The organism is Rhodopirellula sp. UH5, assembly GCF_056839225.1.
The window spans coordinates 3,292,992-3,315,746 of record NZ_CM166390.1; the positions used below are offsets into that span (position 1 = coordinate 3,292,992).

Sequence of the window (22,755 nt, forward strand, 5' to 3'; positions counted from 1 at the left end):
GCCCCTCAAACAGCTCCCCCCTTATTCTCTCCCGTTTTTGATTCATCTCTGCAAGGCTTCGGTCAACCATGACCCAACGACGAAATCTTCGCCGACGCGGCAGTTCTTCGACGCAACCTCGCCGTTTGCACCACCAAACACTCGAGCGGCGTGAATTGCTCGCAGCGGAAATTATCAGCGGGCCTCGTTTGGTCAGCGTGGCCGCGAACACGGGTTCACAGTTCGATCTGAACGACAACAACGTCCTGTCAGTGGCCCCTTCCGAATTGACGTTCCGTTTCGATGGCGGATCGGAAGTCGATGGCAGCACGCTGGACGGGATTCGCTTCGTTGCTGCGGGCGGGGACGGCACGTTTGACAGCGAAGACTTCAACTCCCCAATCCAACCGGGATTCCTGGGTTTCGAAGGCGATCAAACGAACGGCCGAGTGGTGGTGGCTCGATTCGCGGAGACGCTCGCGGATGATCGCTATCGCATTGTGATCTCGGGTTACGACGACACCACGACCGGCGTTGTCGCGTTGCGGAACGCATCTGGACAGGCGGTCACCCCCGCCCAACCGGATGATCCCCAACGTCCTGCGGTGAACATCGACTTTGAAATCGAAGTTGGCCCCAAAGTCGTCGCCGTTGTCCCGCAACCGATCACGCTCAATGGCACCTCGCGAGTTCAGGCTCGTGACCAAGTGCACGTGTACTTCAACGACGATCCGTTGTCCAACCTCAATGCGGGTGTGGTTCGATCAACCGATGCGGTGCTGCTGCCGGTGGTCAACCCTGACTTCTACAAACTGATCTTCACGAATGACACCGTCGAGAACACCGATGACCCGGTCTATGCACCGACGTTGGTGGAATACGACCCGGCGCTCAATCGTGCCACGCTGACCTTCGACTCCGACCTCTCGGAATTGCCTGATGTGGTGATCGGCGGCGACACCCTGCTCGGCCCCCAATCCAACAGCGGCAGCGGAACATTCCGCTTGCGAATCGGACGCGGCGATGCGATTCCAGCTTCTCCTTCGGATGTCACCGCCCTGGAACTGCCCGACACGTTCAGCAATGCGCAAGCACTGGGCACCAACTTCGGTGGCGGATCACAAAGCGTTCTCGTCGATGGCGGACTGATTCAATCGACCACCGATGTGATTCCGAACTGGCCCGGTGCGTTTGATGCCGCTGGTCTTCGTGAATACCGCCGTGAGTCTCAACTGACCCAGCAAATCGATACCACCACCGGTATCAACATTTACCCCTACAACTTTGCCGAACTCTACGGCACAGGTACCCAAGGGCAAAAGCTTTCCAACGCGATCACGGAAGCACAAAAGCAACGCGTGCGTGAAGTGCTGGATCTGTATTCGAAACGGATGGGCGTTCAATTCGTTGAAACGGAAGACAGCGGGTTGCAGTTCGTCACCGGTGATTTGCAAGCGGTTGTCTTGACAGCAGACACCGGTGCCGGCGAAGGCACGCTTTTCAGCCTGTACCGCGTCAACGAAAAAGACCCGTCTCGCGGGATCTTGGTCATGGATGCCGGCGAGCCATGGTTCGATGGGTACGGTTTGTCGCCAGACAATCGTCCCAGTTGGTTTGTGGAAGCCCTGCGCGGCGTCGGCAACGTCATCGGAATCGGAGACTTGTTCGAACAACCCGATGGTGTCGCGGCAGGTGGATCGAGCCCCGATGAACCCAATTCGGAATTCTTCACCGACTTCGCTGGCAACGCCTACCCCAACTTGCCGACGGAACCCGAATTCCTCAGCCAAAGCGATGTCACGCTCGGCCAAGCATTGCATCGCCCGGAAAGCGACGACGTTGACTTTTACTCGTTCAGCGTTGCGGAAACCGGCCGCATCACCGCCGAAACGTTTGCACAGCGTCTGGAAGACAGCAGCCTGCTGGACACACTCGTCCAACTCTATCGAGTTGTTCCTGCCTCCGGTTCCAACCCGATCACGTACGAATTGGTCGCATCGAATGACGACTTCTTCAGCAACGACTCGCTGGTATCGGTCGATGTCAGCGCCGGCGATTACGTCCTTGGCGTCAGCAGCACGGGCAACGATGCCTACAACGGCGAAGTCGAAGGCAGCGCACTGGGCGGACGCACCGAAGGCACCTACCAGTTGCGGGTCACGTTCAAACCTGACAGCAACAACACCATCACCGACACCGCCGGTTCACGACTGGACGGCGATGCCGATGGCGTCGAAGGTGGTGAATTCAACTTTTGGTTCCGAACGGCTCGCGAAATTTCCGCCGCCGACGAACCTCGCGTGCTGTATGTGGTCAAAGACGCCGATGGTGACGACACCAACGACGGTAGCTTTGCCACGCCTCTGAAGACAATCAGTCGTGCCTTCGAATTGTCTGAGCCCGGTGACATCGTTCGCTTGCTCCCAAGTGCCGGTGCCGACAATCTGATCTCCACCGTCGAGGACAACCCGGCTTACGAAATCGGTCGCGGCGGCACGGGTGACCGGGCCTTGGCAGACGGCGATGTCTTTGAAGTCCCCAAGGGCGTCACCGTCATGGTCGACGCGGGTGCGATCCTGAAATTGCGGACTGCAAAGATCAGTGTCGGTAGCGAATCGGTTGACGAGGATCGCTCCCTGGCAGCCCTTCAAGTGTTGGGGACACCGGTCTTGGTTGACTCCAACGGAGTCGCTACGAACGGCGGTGAAGTCTTCTTCACCAGCTTTGACGATCCCACCATCGGCATCGACAACAACCCGTTGCCAACCGTTCCATCGACGGGGCACTGGGCGGGTGTTGAATTCCGCAACGACTTCGACTTTGCCGAAGGCCGCCCGGTTTGGGAAACCGAGGGCATCTTCTTGGACTACGTCTCCCACGCCAACATGCAATATGGTGGCGGCAAGATCGACACCAACGCGCCCGTCGTGACACCTCTGCAAATGCACGAGAGTCGGCCGACGTTGATCTACAACACGATCATGAACAGCGCCGATGCCGCCATCAGCGCTGACCCCGATAGTTTCCGCGAAACCAACTTCCACTCGCCGCGCTATCAGTCGGTCGCTTCGTTCACCAGCGACTACGGTCGCGTCGGTCCCGAAATCGCCGGCAACACGCTCGTCAACAACACCATCAATGCGTTGTTCGTTCGCGTGGACACCCCCGCAGCAGGTCAACTGCAACCGATGACGGTCAGCGGTCGCTTCGACGACCATGACATCGTCCACGCCATCAGCGAAGTCTTGACCATCCAGGGCAACCCCGGCGGTCCATTGCTGCTGGAAGATCGTCCGGATGTGCTCAGCGTCACCGCTCAAACATCGACCGCTGGCGGTTCGCTGGCGGATGGCCTGTATGACTACGTGATGACCTATGTCACCACCGACGGAAATGAGTCGCTGGCGAGCCTGCCGACTCGTTCGGTTTCCTCGACCACAGGCGCCGTGCGTCTGAGCAATTTGCCGTCGGCCCCAGGTGAGTTTGCCGGTCGTAATCTCTATCGCCGTGATCTGTCCGCTCCTGTTGGTGTCATCCGCTATGAACTAGTGACCCAACTGGATCGTCGCGCCACGTTTTATCTTGATGACGGAACGACGCGAGGCGGAATTCTCACCAGCGAACAAAGCCCTGACCTCAGCGGCATCTCCACCAGCACCGTTCCAGGATTGGTCGGGACCAGCGAACTGGTCGAGAACCAGGCCTACGACTACCGCATGACTTATGTGGACCCATATGGTGGTGAATCCCGTGCCAGCGACGCAAGCACGATGCAGGTCGTCGCTCGCAACGATGGGATCTTCCTCAACAACTTGCCGCCGACCGCCGAAGGTTTCGTGGGCCGCAACCTGTATCGCTCGACACCCATCACAGGTGAATACGTGCTGGTCGCACGCTTGATGCTGGATGAGACCAGCTTCATGGACAACGGTCTGACAACATTCCGTGCAGACTTGCTGCTCGGAGAAACCCTTGGCAATGATGTGGATGGCGGCACCAAGTTGCAGCCTCGATACGATGCTCGATTGACAATCGATCCGGGCATCATCGTGAAATCCGAATCGGCTCGAATCGAAGCCACCTTTGGCGCTGACTTCTACGCCGAAGGGGACGACGGCAACAAAGTCATCTTCACCTCGCGATCGGACGACACCTACGGTGCCGGCGGAACGTTTGACAGCAACAACAATGGTGCCAGCACCGGCACGCCTGGTGATTGGGGCGGATTGATTTTCCGTCAAGACACCACCGCCAGCCTTGATTTCGCGGAAGTTCGTTTTGGTGGTGGCACCAGCCCTATCGAAGGTGGATTCACAGAATTCAATGCTTTGGAAATCCTGCAAGCCGACGTCCGCGTTGCCAACTCGACGTTCACTCGCAATGCCGATGGATTTGCCAGCACCAGCACACGCGAAGGCCGCGGCTTCAACGACGAATCCGTCATCTTTGTTCGGGGCAGCCAGCCTGTCATTTTGAACAACGTGATTGCGAACAACGAAGGCGCCGCGATCAGCATCAACCCCGATGCACTCAACTTCGATGACGTGTTGGACACGGGCCGCTCGACCGGCCCAAGCAGCATCATCGGGACCGATCTGGACAACCAAGGCCCGTTGATCGCGGGCAACATGTTGGATCTCAACACGCTCAATGGATTGCGTGTCCGGAGTGAAATCATCACCACCGACAGCGTGTGGGACGACACCGACATCGTTCACATCGTCGAAGGTTCCGTGGTCTCGATGACCAACCACTTCTACGGTGCGTTGCGACTCAAGAGCGATGTGGGCCAAAGCCTCGTCGTTAAATTTGGTCCGGACGGAACGCTGGTTGGCAGCGGGCGTCCGCTCGATATCACGGATCGCATCGGCGGCACACTGCAAGTCATCGGAACGCCAGGCAACCCAGTTGTCTTGACCAGTCTCAACGATGAGACGGTTGGCGCTGGCTTCACACCCGACGGTCGTGCGTTGCTGCAAACCGCCGCCAACGCCACCGATCCAGCCGCAGGAGATTGGCAAGGCCTGCAGCTGGAAGCCTACGTCAACGACCGCAACGTCGCCTACGTGCTCGAGAACGAGCGTGCGTTGGCATCGGACATCACGATCAATGCCACCCCGGATGACGCGCAGGTCATTGGCGACCTGGCGGAACACGAGTACGCGGGAGACGAAAACGAGCGACTCGGATTCAATATTCGCGGAACCTTGGCGACCCCTCAGGACCAAGACGTCTATCGGTTCACGGCAACCGGTGGCACCGAACTGTTCATCGACATCGATGAAACCTCCTTCGGCCTGGACACCGTTGTCGAACTGATCAACGTCAACGAAGACGTGGTTGCCAGCAGCAACAACAGCTTCTCAGAACTCACCGACGCATCGGTCTCCACGACCGATCAATCGAAACTGTATGCCAATCCCAATCTGCCCAATGGTGTTTCGGTCGACGACGTCCGCCCCCTCTATCAATTGGGAGTCGGCTCGGTTGAATCCCCCAACGCGTTGGACGCCGGATTCCGAGTCGTGCTGCCGGGCGATACCCAGCGTGACAACACGTACTACGTTCGTGTTCGCACCCTGAACCAAAAAACAGATGGCCAGTACCAGCTGTCTTTGCGTTTGCGTGAAACTGATGAAACAGCGGGTTCAACGGTCCAGTTGGCCGACATTCGCTACGCCACGGACGCCATTGCCGTCTCCGGCGCTCCGCTGCACTCACCATTGGTTGGTGACGTGGGTGAAGAGGTTCGCTACATCGACCCAACGCCAGCGAATCGCAACAGCGGCGATGAACAAACGCTCGAAACCGAGAACAATCGTCTCGGATTCACCACAGGAAACGCTCAAACGGTCGGCAACCTGTTGACCTCCGACCGCGGGTCGTTGGTCATCACAGGTGAAATCGGAAACATCGATTCGACCAACTTGGATGTTCGCATCGAAGACGTCGACGTCTACCGAGTGGACTTGTTCACACAACAAGTTTCCCCGGACGTTTTCGACAGCGAAAACCGATTTGTCACCACGACATTTGACATTGACTACGCCGATGCATTGGGCCGAGTCAACTCTTCCATCTCGGTCTACAACGCAGCGGGTCAATTGATCCTGCACAGCCGTGACTCCAACATCGCCGACGACCAAGGCCGTCCGCTCGAGGGAGTTGACATGGCCAACTTGGACGGCGGATCAGCCGGCGTCTTGGATGCCTACATCGGACCTGTCGAACTGCCCGAAGGAACGTACTACGTCGCCGTCTCCGGTGAAGTGGCCGTTCCGGAGGCCTTGGATCAATTCTTCAATCCCGATTCGGCCAACCCGTTGACCCGTTTGATGCCGATCAATTCGGTGCGTCGGATTGCCGAGGACACACTTGGTGGAAGCAGCACCGTCATCGACTCGGACGAGTTCCGCGAGTTTGAAACGCGGTACCTTGAGTACGCCGCCGAAGCTCCCATCGTCGAACCCATTTTTGACGATGTCTCCATCGTTCCCTATTCATTTGACGACATTCGCTTGTTTGTTTCGCTGGACGGAGCGATTTCAGGCAACAACAACAGCGTCCTGGTCAGCGTGAATCCATTCACGGGACAAGTCGATCGACTGATCGGTCAATCTGGCCAACCAACGGGTGACATCGCGATCCGTCGCGACGGCGAGTTGTTTTCCTACAGTCTGGGTCCGCAAAGTGGAGCAGAGAACAACGGCAACGTTGGCAACTTCCTCAACATCAGCCCATTCAACGCCGCTGCCAGCAGCGCCGGCGACGACGGAATCTCCTTCCAACGTGACAATCAAGCCGGTACCGATTTGGAAGCGGATGACGGCGCCCAATTGGACATTCACGCCATGGCATTCCAGCCTGGCCCGTCCGGCACCAGCATCAACACGTCCGCGGTCAGTGACAACGAACGATTCTTCTTGGTTGGGGAACGTGACAACACCGGTCGCAGGGGCGAAATCCCGGATGAACTGACCCGCAACATTTTGTATCAGGCGGTCGCATCAAACGGTCAGATCACTTCCCTGGGTAGCACCAACGCGAACACCCACCGTGGCTTCGACGGTACGATTCCCTACCAATCGTTCTACGGCACAACATCACCCGATGTTGAGCACGGTGTGATCGACACCGGGTTCATTTATGACACCGGTGCCGACGGAGGTGACATCACTGGTTTGGCGTACACGCCATCTGGCCTCGGGATTGAAACTTTTCTGGCAACAACGGACCTCGGTGGGATCCACGGATTTGATCCCAACAACACCATTGCGGCCCCACAAGACAATCCCGAATTGGAAGCCTACAACCGCATCATTCCGACGACTTTCTATGGTCGTGTGGTTGCTGACGCGAATCACTTCACGGCTCCCTTTGACTTCACCACTGGCCAACGCCACCCCGTCTTCGAGAGCATGTCGTTCGGCCCGCAAACAGTGGAAGACGGCCGACTGCAACAAATCATTTTTGCTGCCACAGAAGACGGCTGGCTCTACGCGTTGCAACTGGACGGACAAACGATCAAACCTGCGAATGTGTTCTACAACGGTCGCTCGGCGATTGAGATGCAATTCGACAGTGGATTGTCGGTTGGCGACGGTGCGCGAACTGTCAACGGGATCGCGTTCAGTAATTTGCAGATCAACCCATGGCACACCACCAACGATCGAAACTTGGATGAAGGTCAGGGCATCTACCCTGACGAAGACCAAACGCGGATCCGGACCTTCGGTGGAAGTTCGCTGTACTACGGTTTTGAGGTCACCGCCGACGCGGCAGACAACACCATCGCTCGTGCAGACGGCGATGCTCTCGGGCAAATTGCACCCGGTGGCAGTCAAGGCTCGGTTGTCTCCCGTCCATTCGATCTGAGCGAGATCAACCCCGCTGACAAACCAACGCTGTACTTCAGTTACTTCATCGATGTCGAAGCGAATGACGACTATGACGCTGAAATTCCACGTTCGCAAAACGACTCCTTCCGTGTCTTTGGTGCAGGGGACGATGGCGAATGGAAGTTGTTGGCCACCAACAACAACTACCGCGAACTGGCATTCAGCGACGAGTACGACTATTTCAACGAAACGGGCATCCTTGTCCAGGAAATCTTCGACGACGGGAACGACTGGCGTCAGGCTCGAATCGATGTCTCGCCTCTCGCAGGCAACGAAAACGTTCAAATTCGTTTCGATTTCTCGACATCGGGATCCATGCGAACGCATTTCGGGTCCATCAATGTTTCCGGAACAGCGGGCAAGAATCTGGTCGACAACGAAGTCATTTCGTTCCAAGACGACCTCTTCAATACCGTTCTGTTCCAAACGATTTTGGGACGCGACGTCGTGTTCCCAACCGGAGCCGATCTCGAAAATGGCGATCAACTGACCATCACCGGTCCGAACGGTCCGACCGACATCACCTTTGTCACCGTGCCGTCGACGACACCGAAGCCACTCAACGAAGTTGTCTTCAACGTTGGCATGACCGCCAATGAAGTTGCTCAGACGGTCGTCGCCTCCATCGACAAGTCGCTTGCCCCATACTTCGAAGGCAACGGTCGCGTTAGCTTCCGCGCCGCAAGCGATGTTCTCGTTGACGCCAACATCGCTGCTGGCCAGTCCAATCCAACTCAAGTCGAGCAGTCCGCTCAGCGAATGCTGATTCCAACCGCGTTGACATTTGAGGTTGGTGAACAGATTGAAGTCGTGGGTCCTGACGGGGTAGTGACAACGCTCACGTACACCAACGTTGACAATTCGATTCCGCCGGACAGTTTCTTCCCCGGCGAGATTTATGTCGATTCATTCGACAGCAAACGTGCTATTGCTCAGAAGATTGTGCAGCAATTGCCGAACAACACGCAGGCTTATGTGGACGGATCAGGTGACGTCGTCCTCCTGAATCCTGACACGAGTGCGAGTTTCATTCCCGCGCCGACGGGGATCACCATCACGGAGGAGGTTGCCAACGAAAACCGGATCGAGATCACGATTCCAAACGGTGCTTCGATTGCCAACAACGAAGACATCACCTTCGTGGACACCGACGGTTCCGACTACGTCGTTCGCTTCTCGGACAGTGCCCTCCCGGATGTGGCGGGAGACCAAATCATCCCGTTCTCGGATGACAATGCTGGCACGGCAGGGTCCACATTGGCCGACCGAGTCCTCCGAGATCTCCCGACGCGTTTCTCCGCCATTGTCAATGGAAACGTCTTGTCAGTCGCGGCCAACAGTGTGGTCTCGAGCAACGCAACCACGTCCTTCGCATTCAATCCCGTCACCAGCACCGATGACATTTGGGACTTCGACATTCCATCGGGTGACTTGGTTCACCACGGTGAACGAATCACGCTGTTCCGAAACTTCCAGTCCACGACAATCACCTTGGTCCGGGAAGGACTGAGCGTCCCCAACGCTGGTGACATCAGTGTCTACTTCAACAGCACGACCACAGCCGAAGAAATCGGCAGCGACATCGTGTTGGCACTCAATGAGTTCGACGACAGCTTCCAGGCCTACCTCGATCAAGACGGAGACGGATTCCGCTTGGCCGGCAATGTCCTTGGAGCGACGATCAGTTCCACGACGACGGTGACGACACTTGCCGAGTCGCAGATCAACACCTACGCCGTTCCGATCACGCTTCCAAAGGGCAGCGAGATTGTTCCTGGCGAATCGTTCTCCGTGTTCCGCAAAGACGACCCGAGCGGATCGCTTCCGGAGACCTACACGTTTGTCACGACACCGCCGGCAAATGCGTTTGAAATCTTCTACGATGTCAATGACACCGCCGATGTCTTGGCGGAACGTGTGGCTGAATCGATCAGCGGCGAGTTGCAGGGTGTGGTGATCAACAACCGTGAAGTTCATCTTCTCAATGCGGTGTCCGTCGAGTTGTCCAATAGCGATTCTCTGGTGGTCTCGTTCGAATCCATTGTGAATCCCGATGTCAATTTCTTCGCTGACACTCGACCGACACCGATCCAGGTGACGTTGACTCAAACGGGCAATGAAGTCACGGAGCAAATGCGGAATGCATTTGCAGAGGGCTTCGGTCGCCTTGCATCGGCAGCGACGGGATACAATCAAATTGCGTCGGCTGACCAATACCCAATCTACGGTGGCGACACGCTTCGCTTGTACAACGCCACCGCTCTGGACATTGGGTCTTATGGACTGTCGCAATCCGACTTCTTTGGCACTTCGATGCCTGGGGATGAGTTCGGCGTCGGGGCATCGTCAAGCTACGCAACCAACCAAATCAGCACCGCGGGTGCGGGTGACAATGAAGTCGAGGGTGTCTACATCGATGACATCATCATTGGCTTGGCCGAACGGGGTGAAATGGTCATCAACGCTCCGGTCAACAACACGAACTACGTGTTCGACCCATCGGTCTTGCCGGACTCACACCCGCAAGCCGTCCAGCCGGAACGGCAGAACGAAACGTTGGTGGGTCCCTATTCGTTGGAAATCCGCACCGCCGACGAATATGGCGTGCCCCAAGACTACAACCCAATCAACCTGGTACTCAACGAGGAAATCAGTGCCGGTCGCTCATTCGACTCCAACGATCGTTTGGCCGACGGAGCTGTCACTCTGATCGCGCCCGCTGGATCGACGTTGATCGATGTCGGCACCAGCTTGGACTCGACCGTCACCGCCAGCGACACGTTTGTGTTGGATGATGGCACCCGTCAGCTGACCTTTGAATTCGATAGCATCCTTGATAGCAACGGTGTCGAAACCGGAAACGTTCGCGTGCCGTTCGACCCGAGTGGCACCGATCCCGCCGACGTGGCGAGAGCGATTCGCAATGCAATCAACTCACCCCAAGTCCAAAATGTTCTCGCGATCACCGCGGCGACATCCGACAGTGCGGAACAGGGTGCCTCCAACTCGACACGAGTCGAGTTGTTCGGCCAGGCCATCACGGTCAACCCCAGCGGTGGTCGATTCATCAAGATGGATTTGGTCGCCGAAGAAACGGCTGCTGGCAATGCAACCAGCCAACGGATCGCGATCGTCGATCACGACGAAGACACCGTCGAGTACATCAACTTCCTGGATCAACTTGCTCAGTCTTCCGTTTCCGGCTTTGTCAATGGTGATGTCGACACCTTCGTTGGTGTCGGAAAAATCGGCGATGCCGTCAACTTGGGTGTCTCCCCATTCAATGTGGTCGACGATTTGATTGTCTTGGGGTCCAATCCGCTGAACGACCTTGACTCGGTTCGAATTTATCTTTCGGCGGGTCAATCGGTTGACATCGATGTGGATTCGCTTGGATTCACGAAGGCCGGCGACGCTCTCGAATTGCCGGTGATCTCGGTTTTGAAAGCGGGCGATAACTTTGACTTCAACGCGAATATCCTTGGCTTGTCCGGCTTCACCCCAACGATGGCCCCTGGTGAAACGGTTGGCGGAGCATTCTTGAACTTCACCGCAACGACGAATGGTTTCTATGACGTCGTCGTCAGCAACAGCGCTTACTTCGGGCTTGGTCCAATCAGCGGAACGGATCAGCAGTTTGGTGAATACCAACTGACCATTCGTCCGAACGCGGAATCCTCGGCACGGGTTCCTGATCGCGACGTTTTGATGGTCGACTATCAGTTCGGCATCACCGACGTGAACCGAACCGATGACCAAGGCCAGATCATCATCAGCAGCAACTTCATCTCCGACTCGGCCAACTACGGCATCTCGGCGACGCTGGGTGATCGCGGTCAAGGCAACACCACATCCGGCACAACGCAAGACACGCTTCCAGGTTCTGCTCGTTTGCTCCGCAACGAAAACCAAACCGGATTGATTCCGGGTGCGGTCATCATCAACAACGTCGTGTCCAACTCGGGCACCGGCGGCATTTTGTTCGGTGGTGGAACGTTCGATGATGGCGAAAGCCCCGCGCCGAACCTGTTCGGCCGCATCGTCAACAACACGGTCGTCAACACCGGCAGCGGAGATGGCATCACGGTCGATGGCCGTGCCAATCCAACCCTGCTCAACAATGTCATCTCTGGATTCAACGTTGGCATCCAAGTTGACACGGCAACCTCCGGAAACACCGTCGTTGGCGGCAATGCCTTCCACGAAAACGGCACCGACTCGACGCTGCCCATCGCCAGCTCATCGATCATCATTCCGGACGGAACCGCGTTGTTCCAAGACCCTTCGCGGTCGCTGTACATCCCGGTTGAGAACAGCCCGATCATTGACAGTTCGTTCGCTTCGTTGCCCGACCGCAACAGCTTCTTCAACACGGTCAAGAATCCAGTTGGCATTTCGGCCTCGCCAATCATCGCCCCCGCGTTTGACGCCTACGGTCAACCACGTGTCGATGGGCAATCCAGTGGTTCCGGCGGTGCAGGTGCCAATGTCTTCATCGACCGCGGTGCACTGGACCGTGCCGATGATGGGCGTCCCGTCGCGTTGCTGATCAATCCCTTCGACGCGGATGGCGTCGAAGCAGCGGCTCAAAACGTTACCTCGGGCGATACCGACCCCGGCAGTTCCTTCGTTCGTCTGACGAACACGGAGCAAACCGTTGAATTCTTTGAAATTCAACTGGTCGATCCTTCGGGCACCGGCCCCGACCCTGACACCATCACGGTTGATTCGGTCCTGCTGACGGAGAACGGCCGTCGCCTGTTACCCGATCGCGACTTCACGTTCGGCTACAGCGCCAACAGCCGCACGATTCGCTTGACGCCTCTGGCGGGTCTGTGGCGTCAAGACGCGGTCTACGAAATCACGCTGAACAACCAGTCGCGAATTGCGTTTGACACGGTCAGTGGCGATCAAATTTCCGATGGTGATCAAGTCACCGTGTTGGATTCGGCCGGTCGACCAACCGTCTTCGAATTTGAAAGTGGCATTTCGGTCACCGTCCCACAAACATCCACGCTTCGAATCTTGGATGTCACCAGCGGATTCCTTGATCGCGATGTGTTCACGATCACCGCTCCGGACGGAACCAGTCAATCGTTTGAGATCAACCTCACTGGGTCAACTGCCGCGGGCAACGTGGCAGTCAACCTGGCCGGTGTCGGAAACATTGCCGACATCCGCGATCAGATCCTCGCCGCCATCAACTCCGTCCACGCCGGTTCCGGTCAAACTTACGCTCAGCGTTTGGACCTGGCTCCCGTCGCGATCGGATTCGATTCGATCCAGCTCGGCACCCTTTCCGGTCACACCGTGACCTTGGGAAGTGGTGGATCCACCGTCGCAGGAATGGAACTCAACGGCACCACCGATGGTGTTGAGTCCGGTCAAAGCTTCCTGTACACGGCCAACGGAACCACCGTTGAATTCGTCTTCGACGACAGCAATTCGTTTGTTGAAACGGACACCATGCGGCAGGTTTCGATCTCACGCACCAGCACCCCAGATCAGGTTGCACAAGCAATTGTCGCAGCGGTTGGCGGCGTTTCTCTTGGACTGGATTCAGCTCAAGCCACCGGCGACGGAAGCGTGCTGCTGGGTGGATTGGCATCGGATGTCTTGGACATCACCAGCTCGCAACTTTCGCGTTCGGGCATGCCGGGCGTGACCGATTCATTGTCACTGACGGTTCCCGCAGGACAAACCGGAACCGACGTCGATGGCACGACGTTCACCTTGGACGTCGGCGGTGTTGCCACCACCTTCCGATTCACGACCGATGCCTCCCTGACCAGTCCTGATCGTTTGATTCTGGTTGGCGGTGGCGACGATGCTTCCACCTTGGCAGCGAAGACATCCGTCGTCATCAGTGCGGTCTACCCGGATGAATTGGCTCCTGTGGCCACAGCGAACTCGATCAAGCTGAACGAAGCCTCTTCGATCGTTCCTGCCGGTGAAGTTCGCACGGTCACCACGATCAGCCTTGAAACCAGCGGACTGGTCCAAAGCGGAATCAGCGGCGGTGCTGTCCCGGTTGAGTTCCTGCCTTCGGCAACATTCAGCGAAGCATCGGTTGCCGCCACGCTTCAACGAACGATCCTCAACGCCAACCTAGGGCTCGAAATCTTCGCTCCTGGTGGTGGCACGTTGTTGATCGACGGTGCCAATGCGGTCTCCGCTCAATTCACCCGCAATGGCGTCGTCGACGTCACCGGCCTGAGCATCCCTGCCGTCTCGGATTTGGCAGGCAACCCCGTCCGTGAGACGCGAGTCAATGACGAAACGCGATTCACCATCATCATGCCCGAAGTTCGCTTCGACTTTGGTGATGCTCCTGCCAGCTACGCCACGTTGCTGGAAAGCCCACTGAACAGCTCAATCCCCGGCAACGGTGCTCGTCACGCTGTCATCAGTGACGGCACTTCCGTTCGATTGGGCAACAGCATCGACACCGAAGTGGACGGCACGCCTTCCAACTCGGCAACCAACGATGTCGTCGGCGACGATGTCACGATTCCGATCTCGGCCAGCAGTGCAGCCGTGTCGGTTTCTCTGACGACCGACACCGACATCATCGACATCGAAATCATTGCGATGCCGACCGTTCGTGAAACGATCACCTTGGTGATTGGTTCGCAATCGTTCACGTTTGAATTCCTCGACGCCGCAACCAACCCATCGCCGGGCAACATCCCGGTTCTGTTCAACGTGGGCAACACGCTCCGAGAAATCGAAATCGCGTTGCTGACGGCCATCCGTCCGCAACTGGACTTCACCGGTGGCGGCGTGGATGCATTGACTCATCCGACCAACGCGTCGGGCATTCGAGTGCGTGCCATCGACGATGAGGATGGGGTCTCGATCGTTCGCTTCGATGACGGACTGAACTTCTTCCGCGTCTTCGGCGAACCCGGGGCCGGGGGACAAGTCCTCACATCGTTGAACGCGGATCAGGTCCTCGGCTTCTTGAACCCCTTCGATGAAGCGGGCACGGACATCGCAGTGGACGTGGTGGGCGGTGGTTTGCTGAATGGCTGGATCGACTTCGACCGCAGCGGCACCTTTGACGACGACGAGCAGGTGTTGTCGAATGTTCCAGTGACCACTGGCACGAACATCGTCAACGTCACCACGCCATTGAATGTTGGCAGCTTGCCGTTTGACACCTGGGCTCGTTTCCGCGTCAACGACGCTGGCAACATCGGGCCTGATGGAGTGGCGATCGGCGGCGAAGTGGAAGATTACCTCGTCTCGGTCCTGCCAATTCCATTGCCAGAACCAGAACCACGTTCCTACACCGCGTTCGAAGACGCAACGCTCGATGTGGACGCGTCTCAGGGTTTGATCAGTGCGGCCAACCGCGCCGGTCAACTGTTGCCAGTGCGGTACTTCGTCGTGGATGAACCCACCAACGGAACGCTCGAAATCGACACCGATGCAGGTGACGATCTGAATGGCAGCTTCCGTTACGTTCCTGCCCCCGATTTCTACGGGATCGACACCTTCACCTATCGATTGTCGACCCAGCAAAACCTGGGCAACATCGACTGCGACGTTGATGCCGGCGACCCGCCCGTTTGCGGCACCGTGACCGTCAATGTGGTTCCGGAGAACGATGCTCCGGGTGCCACCGACCAATCGTTTGTGATGGTCGAAGCGACCGCCACGAACGGTGGTGCACCGTTGACGATCACCGCTGCGGAACTGATCGCAGGATCCACTCCGGACGCAGATGCCCAGTTCAACTTGGGATCCAGCACCGATGTCCAGGACGAGCCCAACCAAGCCGTCTTCGTGCATTCGATCACTGCCGGTGGGACCACGATCAATAAAGACAATCGTTTTGCAGAAGCCAGCACGCCCGAAGGTGGCAAACTGACCGCGACGTTCAATCCGACGAACGAGTGGATCACGGAGATCACCTACACGCCGGCGGTTGATTTCAACAGTGACAACGGAACCACCGTTGGCGGTCTGTCCGTCGACGCGTTCACCTTCACGTTGATCGACAACGGCATCTCCGAATTGCCTTCCGATTTGGAAGCCAACCTAAACGCTTCGCTCAGCCAAGCGGAACGTGACGTGCTTGGAATCGGCAACGGCGTCCGTGATCAGTTCGATGCGATCGGACCGATCTCGGCCCCTGCGACCGCACGGATCCGGGTCACGCCTCAGAACGATGCTCCTGTTTTGGCCTCCGATTACGTGGGCCTGACCGATGCCAATGGCAACGCGAACACGGACTACACCGGTTTCTTCACTGGTGCCGTTCCAACGCCAACGGAAGACACGGTGTTGGTCTTCCCAACGGCTTACCTGACCCGCAACGACATGGCTGGCCCAACCGGTGCCGCCGATGAAAACGCGGGCACGAACAGCAACGACGCCCCTGTGGTTGTCACTGCGGTTGCCTTGGCCGACCCAACCCAAGGCACGCTGACACTGGATCCGAACACGAACGAAATCTCGTTCTTGCCGGCTGCAAACGTGTACGGCGAAGTGGAATTCACTTACACCGCCATCGACAACGGCATCAACGAAGACACCTCCGTCGGCAACGTCAGCGACGACACCGATCGCGGCAATCGCAATCCTGCAGGGATTTCGATCACGCAGTCGGCGACGATCTTTGTCGAACCGGTCAACGACGCCCCGGTCGCTTACGATCGCTATGCCAACACAGTCGAAGACACACCACTGACCATCAGCGACGTGATGTTGCTCGACGGAGTGAACGTGACTCCTTCCGCGATCGTGGCCACGACATCGGCCGTCACCATGGTCGACGCGGATCAACTGCGTGACGGCGAGACACTGATTGTCACCGCCGGCAACGGACGCCGTGTGGTGTTGGAATTCAACACCACTGGCATCGCTTCAGTCGGCTCCAATCGAGTGGTTCAGTTCGCTGACGGTGAAACCGCGGATGTCCTGGCGACACGTCTTGAATTGACACTTCGTTCGCTTGGATTTGGCGGAACCGTCACGGATGCGACTGTCAACTTCGACGCCTCTGGTCAACTCGCTTTGGTCACCGGGCAGAACGCTGTGGTGGTCGATTCCGCTGCGGGCCGAATCACGGTTCCCGAAGGCGGCTTGATCTCCGACGGTGAGATTGTGACCGTCACGGACAACGCCGGCACACCGACTCGATTCGCGTTCACCAAAACCGGTTCGATTCTGGTCTCCGGTGCGATCCCTGTTTCGATCAGCGATTCCAGCACCGCCGAAGAAGCCGCCACCGCTTTGGCTGACGCGATGTTGCTGGCCGGCTTCGGTGCCGTCGAAACCGCTGGCACACAACAAGAATTCCGCGTCCGAATGGACAGCGTCGCATCGCTCAGCGTCAATCGTGCGGGAGCCGGTCTGGTTCCGGATGGATCTGACGTGATCGTTCCCGCGGGAACCGGCATTCAAGCCGGTGACGCCCTGATCGTCGAACTCCTCGATGGGACATTGGTTGTTGCTGAGTTCCAAACGGGCACAACCTTGATCGACCCCAATGCGGTCCTCGTTCAATACTCGATGACTGACACACCTGCAGAAGTCTCTGCCGCATTGGAGGCTGCCTTGGTCAGCCAAAGTGTGAACGCTCAGTCGGTCACCTTGACCTCATGGCAGATCGACACCGTCGACATTGTCTCGGTGGATCCAACTGGAACCGCGATCACGTTCAACGGAACGGACATCGTGCTGCCAGTCATTGGTGATCTGGTCAGCGGCCAAACATTCTCGTTGACCGACGAAAATGGTGTGGTGCGTCGCATTGAACTCAACACCACGGGAACGCTTTCATCGGGCAACGATGCGGTCGTCCAATACGATGCAGCGGGATCCATCGACGATGTTGCAACCTCGCTGGCGGATGCCCTTCGAACTTTGGACATCGGTGCGACAGCCAATGGCAACAGCGTCACGTTGCTGACGTCCAATACGATCACTCGATCGTTGTCGCCAACCAGCGTCACCCTTAGCGGCACCAACATCCTGGTACCCGCCGGTGACCGATTGATTGACGGCGAACGATTCACGATCACCGACAACGCTGGAACCATCCACGTCGTCGAGTTCAATCTGTCCGGCCAACCAACCGCTGGTGCTGATGTCATCGTGCCGTTCACCGTCGCCGATTCTTCCGACATTGTTGCAACAACTCTGCAAGAACAATTGCGTGCCGCAGGCATCGGTGCCTTGGCCGACTCATCCGCACTGGGTGTTCCCGCGGGCCAATCACTTGTTTCGCTGCAACTTGTTTCCGCGATCCGCATGGGCGAACTGACGGATGCCAGCGGAATGTTTGACAACCGACTCGGTGCTCCGTTCAACGAGAACGAACAGAGCCTTCGAATCGTGTCCTTCTCGACACCAGGCGGAAACGCCATCGAGATCAACTCAGTCCCTGCGGGGGCAGCGACCGCGACCATCGACAGCGATGCGGGCGGAACGTACACGTTCACCGTCGACAGCGTTCAGGTCGCGGGTCAAGCTCGTCGTTACTTCAGCGGTGTGACGTTCACTCCGGCTGAAAACTACAACAGTGAACTGCCATTCGCGGCTCGTGAATTGTTGCTGTACACGGTGGAAGACGATGCCTTCACCCGCATCACGTCTCCTGCCCAAACGCGACAAGACATCAATGCGATCCGTCGCTCGGTGAATGCGGGCACGATCACGATCACCGTCGATGCAGTCAACGACGCTCCCGTCTTCAACAATGACCTGAGCACGGTCGATGTTTTGGAACGAGACGATCTGTCGACGACCACGGTGCCGGACTTCCTGACCGAAATCTTCTCGGCAACTTCGACCGCATCGGACGAGTTGCTCTCGCAGATCGTCACCGGATTCGAGGTCCGCCTGATCGCTGACCCCAATGGCGTGCTGTCCAGTCTCCCGGTTGTCAACTACGTCGGCGGTGACACAGAAGCCTCGCTGACCGTTGCACCGAACCCTGACAAAGTTGGCCAGGCGACGTATGAGTTGTATCCCGTCGAAAGCGGAATCGCTCCTTCTCAAATCCCGGCGACCACGTTCACTGTCAATGTTCGTCCGGTCAACGATGCACCACGCATTCGTCCCGGGCTGACCGGCGACGCGGTGCCAAACGATCCGGATGAGGCCTACTCAATCACCGGAATCACCGACACCGATGGCGACGGCTTCGACGATCAAGCTGTGATTCAGTACACCTTGCGTGAAGACAACACCCAACCAACCGGCAGCAGCGATCCAGCCAACGCCGTCACGACGGGCAACTACTTCATCCCCCTCAGCCGTGCGATCCCAGAAGCCTTGGTGCAAGTCGGCTCGTATCAGCGAATTGGTCTGCTGGACATCTACACCGTCGGTGCAGACAACGAAGATCAATCGCTCAGCGTTGGCTTCCCAACCGGCGGTCCTCAACAACTGGAATTGTTCGACTTCCCCGACCGCACGGTCTTGGGTGGAACACTGACACCGAAATTTGAAGGCAACCTGCTGATCGGCTTGGAGTACACGCCTCCTGTGGACTTCAACAACGCAATCGATCCGAGCACGCCGTTTGACTCGTTCGAATTCGAAGTCCGTGACGACTTCCCAGGTGACGGCGAAACCTATTCCAGCGACACTGGAACACTGGTCCAAGACCGTCGTCGTTCGACATCGATCGTGCAGTTGAACCTGAACCCGGTCAACGACCGACCTCAGTTCGTCGCCAATGACTTGTCGTACGAAGTGGCAGAAGATGGGGGTCCCCAACGGATCAACAACTTCGCCGTCGGCATCGCTGCCGGTCCGCCATTGAGTGCGTTTGACGAAGTTGATTTCATCAACGGGCAAGACGTTCGGTTCACCGTGAAAACGCTGTCCTTCCTGGACAATGAGTTGCAAGACTTCTTTATCCAAGGACCTCAGATCAGCGACACCGGCGTCCTGACCTTCCAACCTCAAGAGAACGTCTACGGCACCTTCGAATTTGAAGTGGTGCTGACCGAAATCCTGCCAGGTTCAAACCAAGAGGAAAACAGCACGCGAGGTGACTTGCGATCCTCCTTGCCGGTCACGCTGACCATTGACGTTCAACCGGTCAACGACCGTCCGTTCATCAAACCGGAATTCAGCGCCCCTGGCACGAACCCACTCGACTTCTCGTTGTCAGAAGACGGCACATTCGATGTGTTGGTCAACGGCGACGGCACCTCACCTGGATTGCTGGACGTCTTCGCCGTTGGACCAGCCAACGAGTCGGCCAACACCACACCAGGTGGCAACCAATCGCTGTCCTTGACCACTCCGATTCCAGTGACCACCGCCGAAGGCGGCACGCTGCAAAGCGTGACCGAAAACGGTGTCATCACTCGATTCATCTACACTCCTCGAGCCAACTTCGTCGGAACGGATAGCTTCATCTACACCGTCACCGACGACGGAGTCACCGTCCCCGTTGGTAACAACGGCCAACCGATTGACGAACCTCGCATCGCATCGGGAACGGTCACGTTCGAAGTCTTCGCCGTCAACGATGCACCTCAATTCAGTGGTGCCGGCGATGTGACCAGCAACGAAGACCAAAATGATGGTGGCGGTCGCGGAAGTGTTGTGATCGAAAACTGGGCCACCAACGTTCAAGCCGGACCTCCCGGAGCGAACGATGAAATTGGCACCGGCACGGATGGTCAGCCACTCCGATTCGAGATCGTTCAAACGTCGAACAACCCCGAGTTGTTTGACACGCCACCTTCGGCATCGATTGACGCCGCGGGCAACGCAACCCTGTCGTACGTGACGGCGGAAGACCTCAATGGTTCCGCCACCTTCACGGTGCAATTGTTCGACGAAGGCCCCAACGATGCCGGCAACGGTGACATCAATGCCTCGACGATTCGAACGTTCACCATCACGGTGGATCCAGTCAACGATGCTCCAACGTTCACTGCCGGACCAACCGTTCGCGTGCAAGAAGACCGTGGCCCCTACACCACGCAGTGGGCAACCAACATCTCGCCCGGCCCGATCGACGAGTCCAACCAATCGGTTTCGTTCGAAGTCTCAACCGTCAACTCGGCCGACTCGGCTCTGTTCACTCAGAATGGGCAACCTGCGATTTCACCAGACGGCATCCTGACCTTCACACCGGCTCTCAACGCCAACGGTGCGGTTGACTTGCAGGTCGTCGCCCGCGACAGCGAAGGCCTGGCAGGAACCCCGGTCACACTGCGAGTGAACATTCAACCTGTCAACGATTTCCCCACACCAGCACCGGACAACTTCACGACCGATGAAGACACGATCCGTGTGATCAGTGCGGCTGAACTGTTGGCGAACGATATTGATGTCGACTTGAATGACATCGATCCGGATGAATTGCAAATCGTGATGAGTTCACCGCAACTTTCACTGCGGGGTGCTCTGGTGACCTTCGACCCGGTCACGCAAACGATCACCTACGACCCGACTGTTTCGACCGAATTGCAAGCACTCAAACCAAGTTCGGCCCCCCTGAACGATTCGTTCAGCTACGCCGTGGCTGACCGAGCAGGTGCCAACGCAACGCCGATCCGAACCAGCAACTCGGTGTTGGTCAGCGTCAGTGTCACCGGTGTCAACGACGGTCCTGTGACGGAACCCGATGTCCCAACGTTACAAAGCCCCGGCAGCACTGTGATCCGGGTCTTGGACAACGACGTCGATGTCGATGGCGTGATTGACCCAAGCTCGTTGACCGTGACCAAGCAGCCCGCGTTCGGTAGCGTTTCTATTGACCCCGTCGAAGGAACGATCACTTACACGCCGTTCACGAACTTCCCCGGCAACGACGAGTTCCGCTACATCGTCGCGGACGATGACGGGGCTTTCAGCACGGAAGAAACGGTCACGATCAGCCCGAATGCGGCTCCGGTGGGACGTGATTCGGTTCGCTCCGGTTTCCTCAACGAAGCCATCACGATCGACATCAGCAACAACTTCACCGATGCGGATGGACTGGATTTCAGCTCGATTCAAATCGAACGCCAACCTTTGGCGGGCGAAGTCCAGAACGTCGGCGACGGAACGCTGCGGTACATTCCTGCCGTCGGCTACACCGGTCGCGATTCGTTCGATTACTCGATCGCTGACTCGGAAGGTCGTCGCAGTGGATTGGCCACGGTGTCACTGCAAGTGGTCATCAGTCGCCTGCAGAATCCCGATCTCAACACCGACGTCAACGACGACGGTGAGGTCTCGGCCTTGGATGCTCTGTTGATCATCAACCACCTCAATCGCTTCTCCTCCTTCGCATCGGACTACACGCCGACGGTCGATGAAGACTTGGTCGTGACCCAGGGTGACAACGGCCGACCAAGTGCTTCGCAACCTGGACGCTACTACGACGTCAGCGGTGACCTTCGCATCAGCTCGCTCGATGCGTTGCAGGTCATCAATGAGCTGAACCGGCGGGATGCAAGTGGGAACGACAGCGAACCGCTGGGTGAATCGATCACGGCATCGACCAACCTGGAAACCACCGGAAATGGTGTCGCCGCGGCGGTTTCCCGCTCCGATGTGGGGGCCAATGCCTCGTCCTCCACCGCGGCCGGTGAACCGCTGATCGAAGTGTTGTCCGAAAGTGACAAGTTCGTCGGGCAAGGTTCCGTGAACTTGGGCGACGATGTTCTCGACCGCCTCGCCTCGGCCACCACCGAAGCGGAAGAGGGCTCCTCGGACAGCGATGATCGCAGCAAATCGCTGCAATCCGCGGTCGACGCCGCGATGGCAAAACTGTTGTAAGACAGTGTCCCGAAGACCTCGGCAAACTCGTTGACGTTGACCTCAACGAGCCAATGCCAGACAATCAGAACGACCGGCTGAGATTGGGATTTCCCTGATCTCAGCCGGTTTTCGTATCACGATTCTCATGATC

The 22,755-nt window shown here is 57.5% G+C and carries 1 protein-coding gene; it reads left to right on the forward strand.

Going from position 1 to position 22,755, the window contains the following annotated elements:
• Positions 1–68: 68 nt before the first annotated feature.
• A complete protein-coding gene (locus UH5x_RS11710; RefSeq protein WP_482635753.1) occupies positions 69–22,622 on the forward strand; it encodes a tandem-95 repeat protein in 22,554 nt (7,517 codons plus the stop codon).
• Positions 22,623–22,755: the final 133 nt, after the last annotated feature.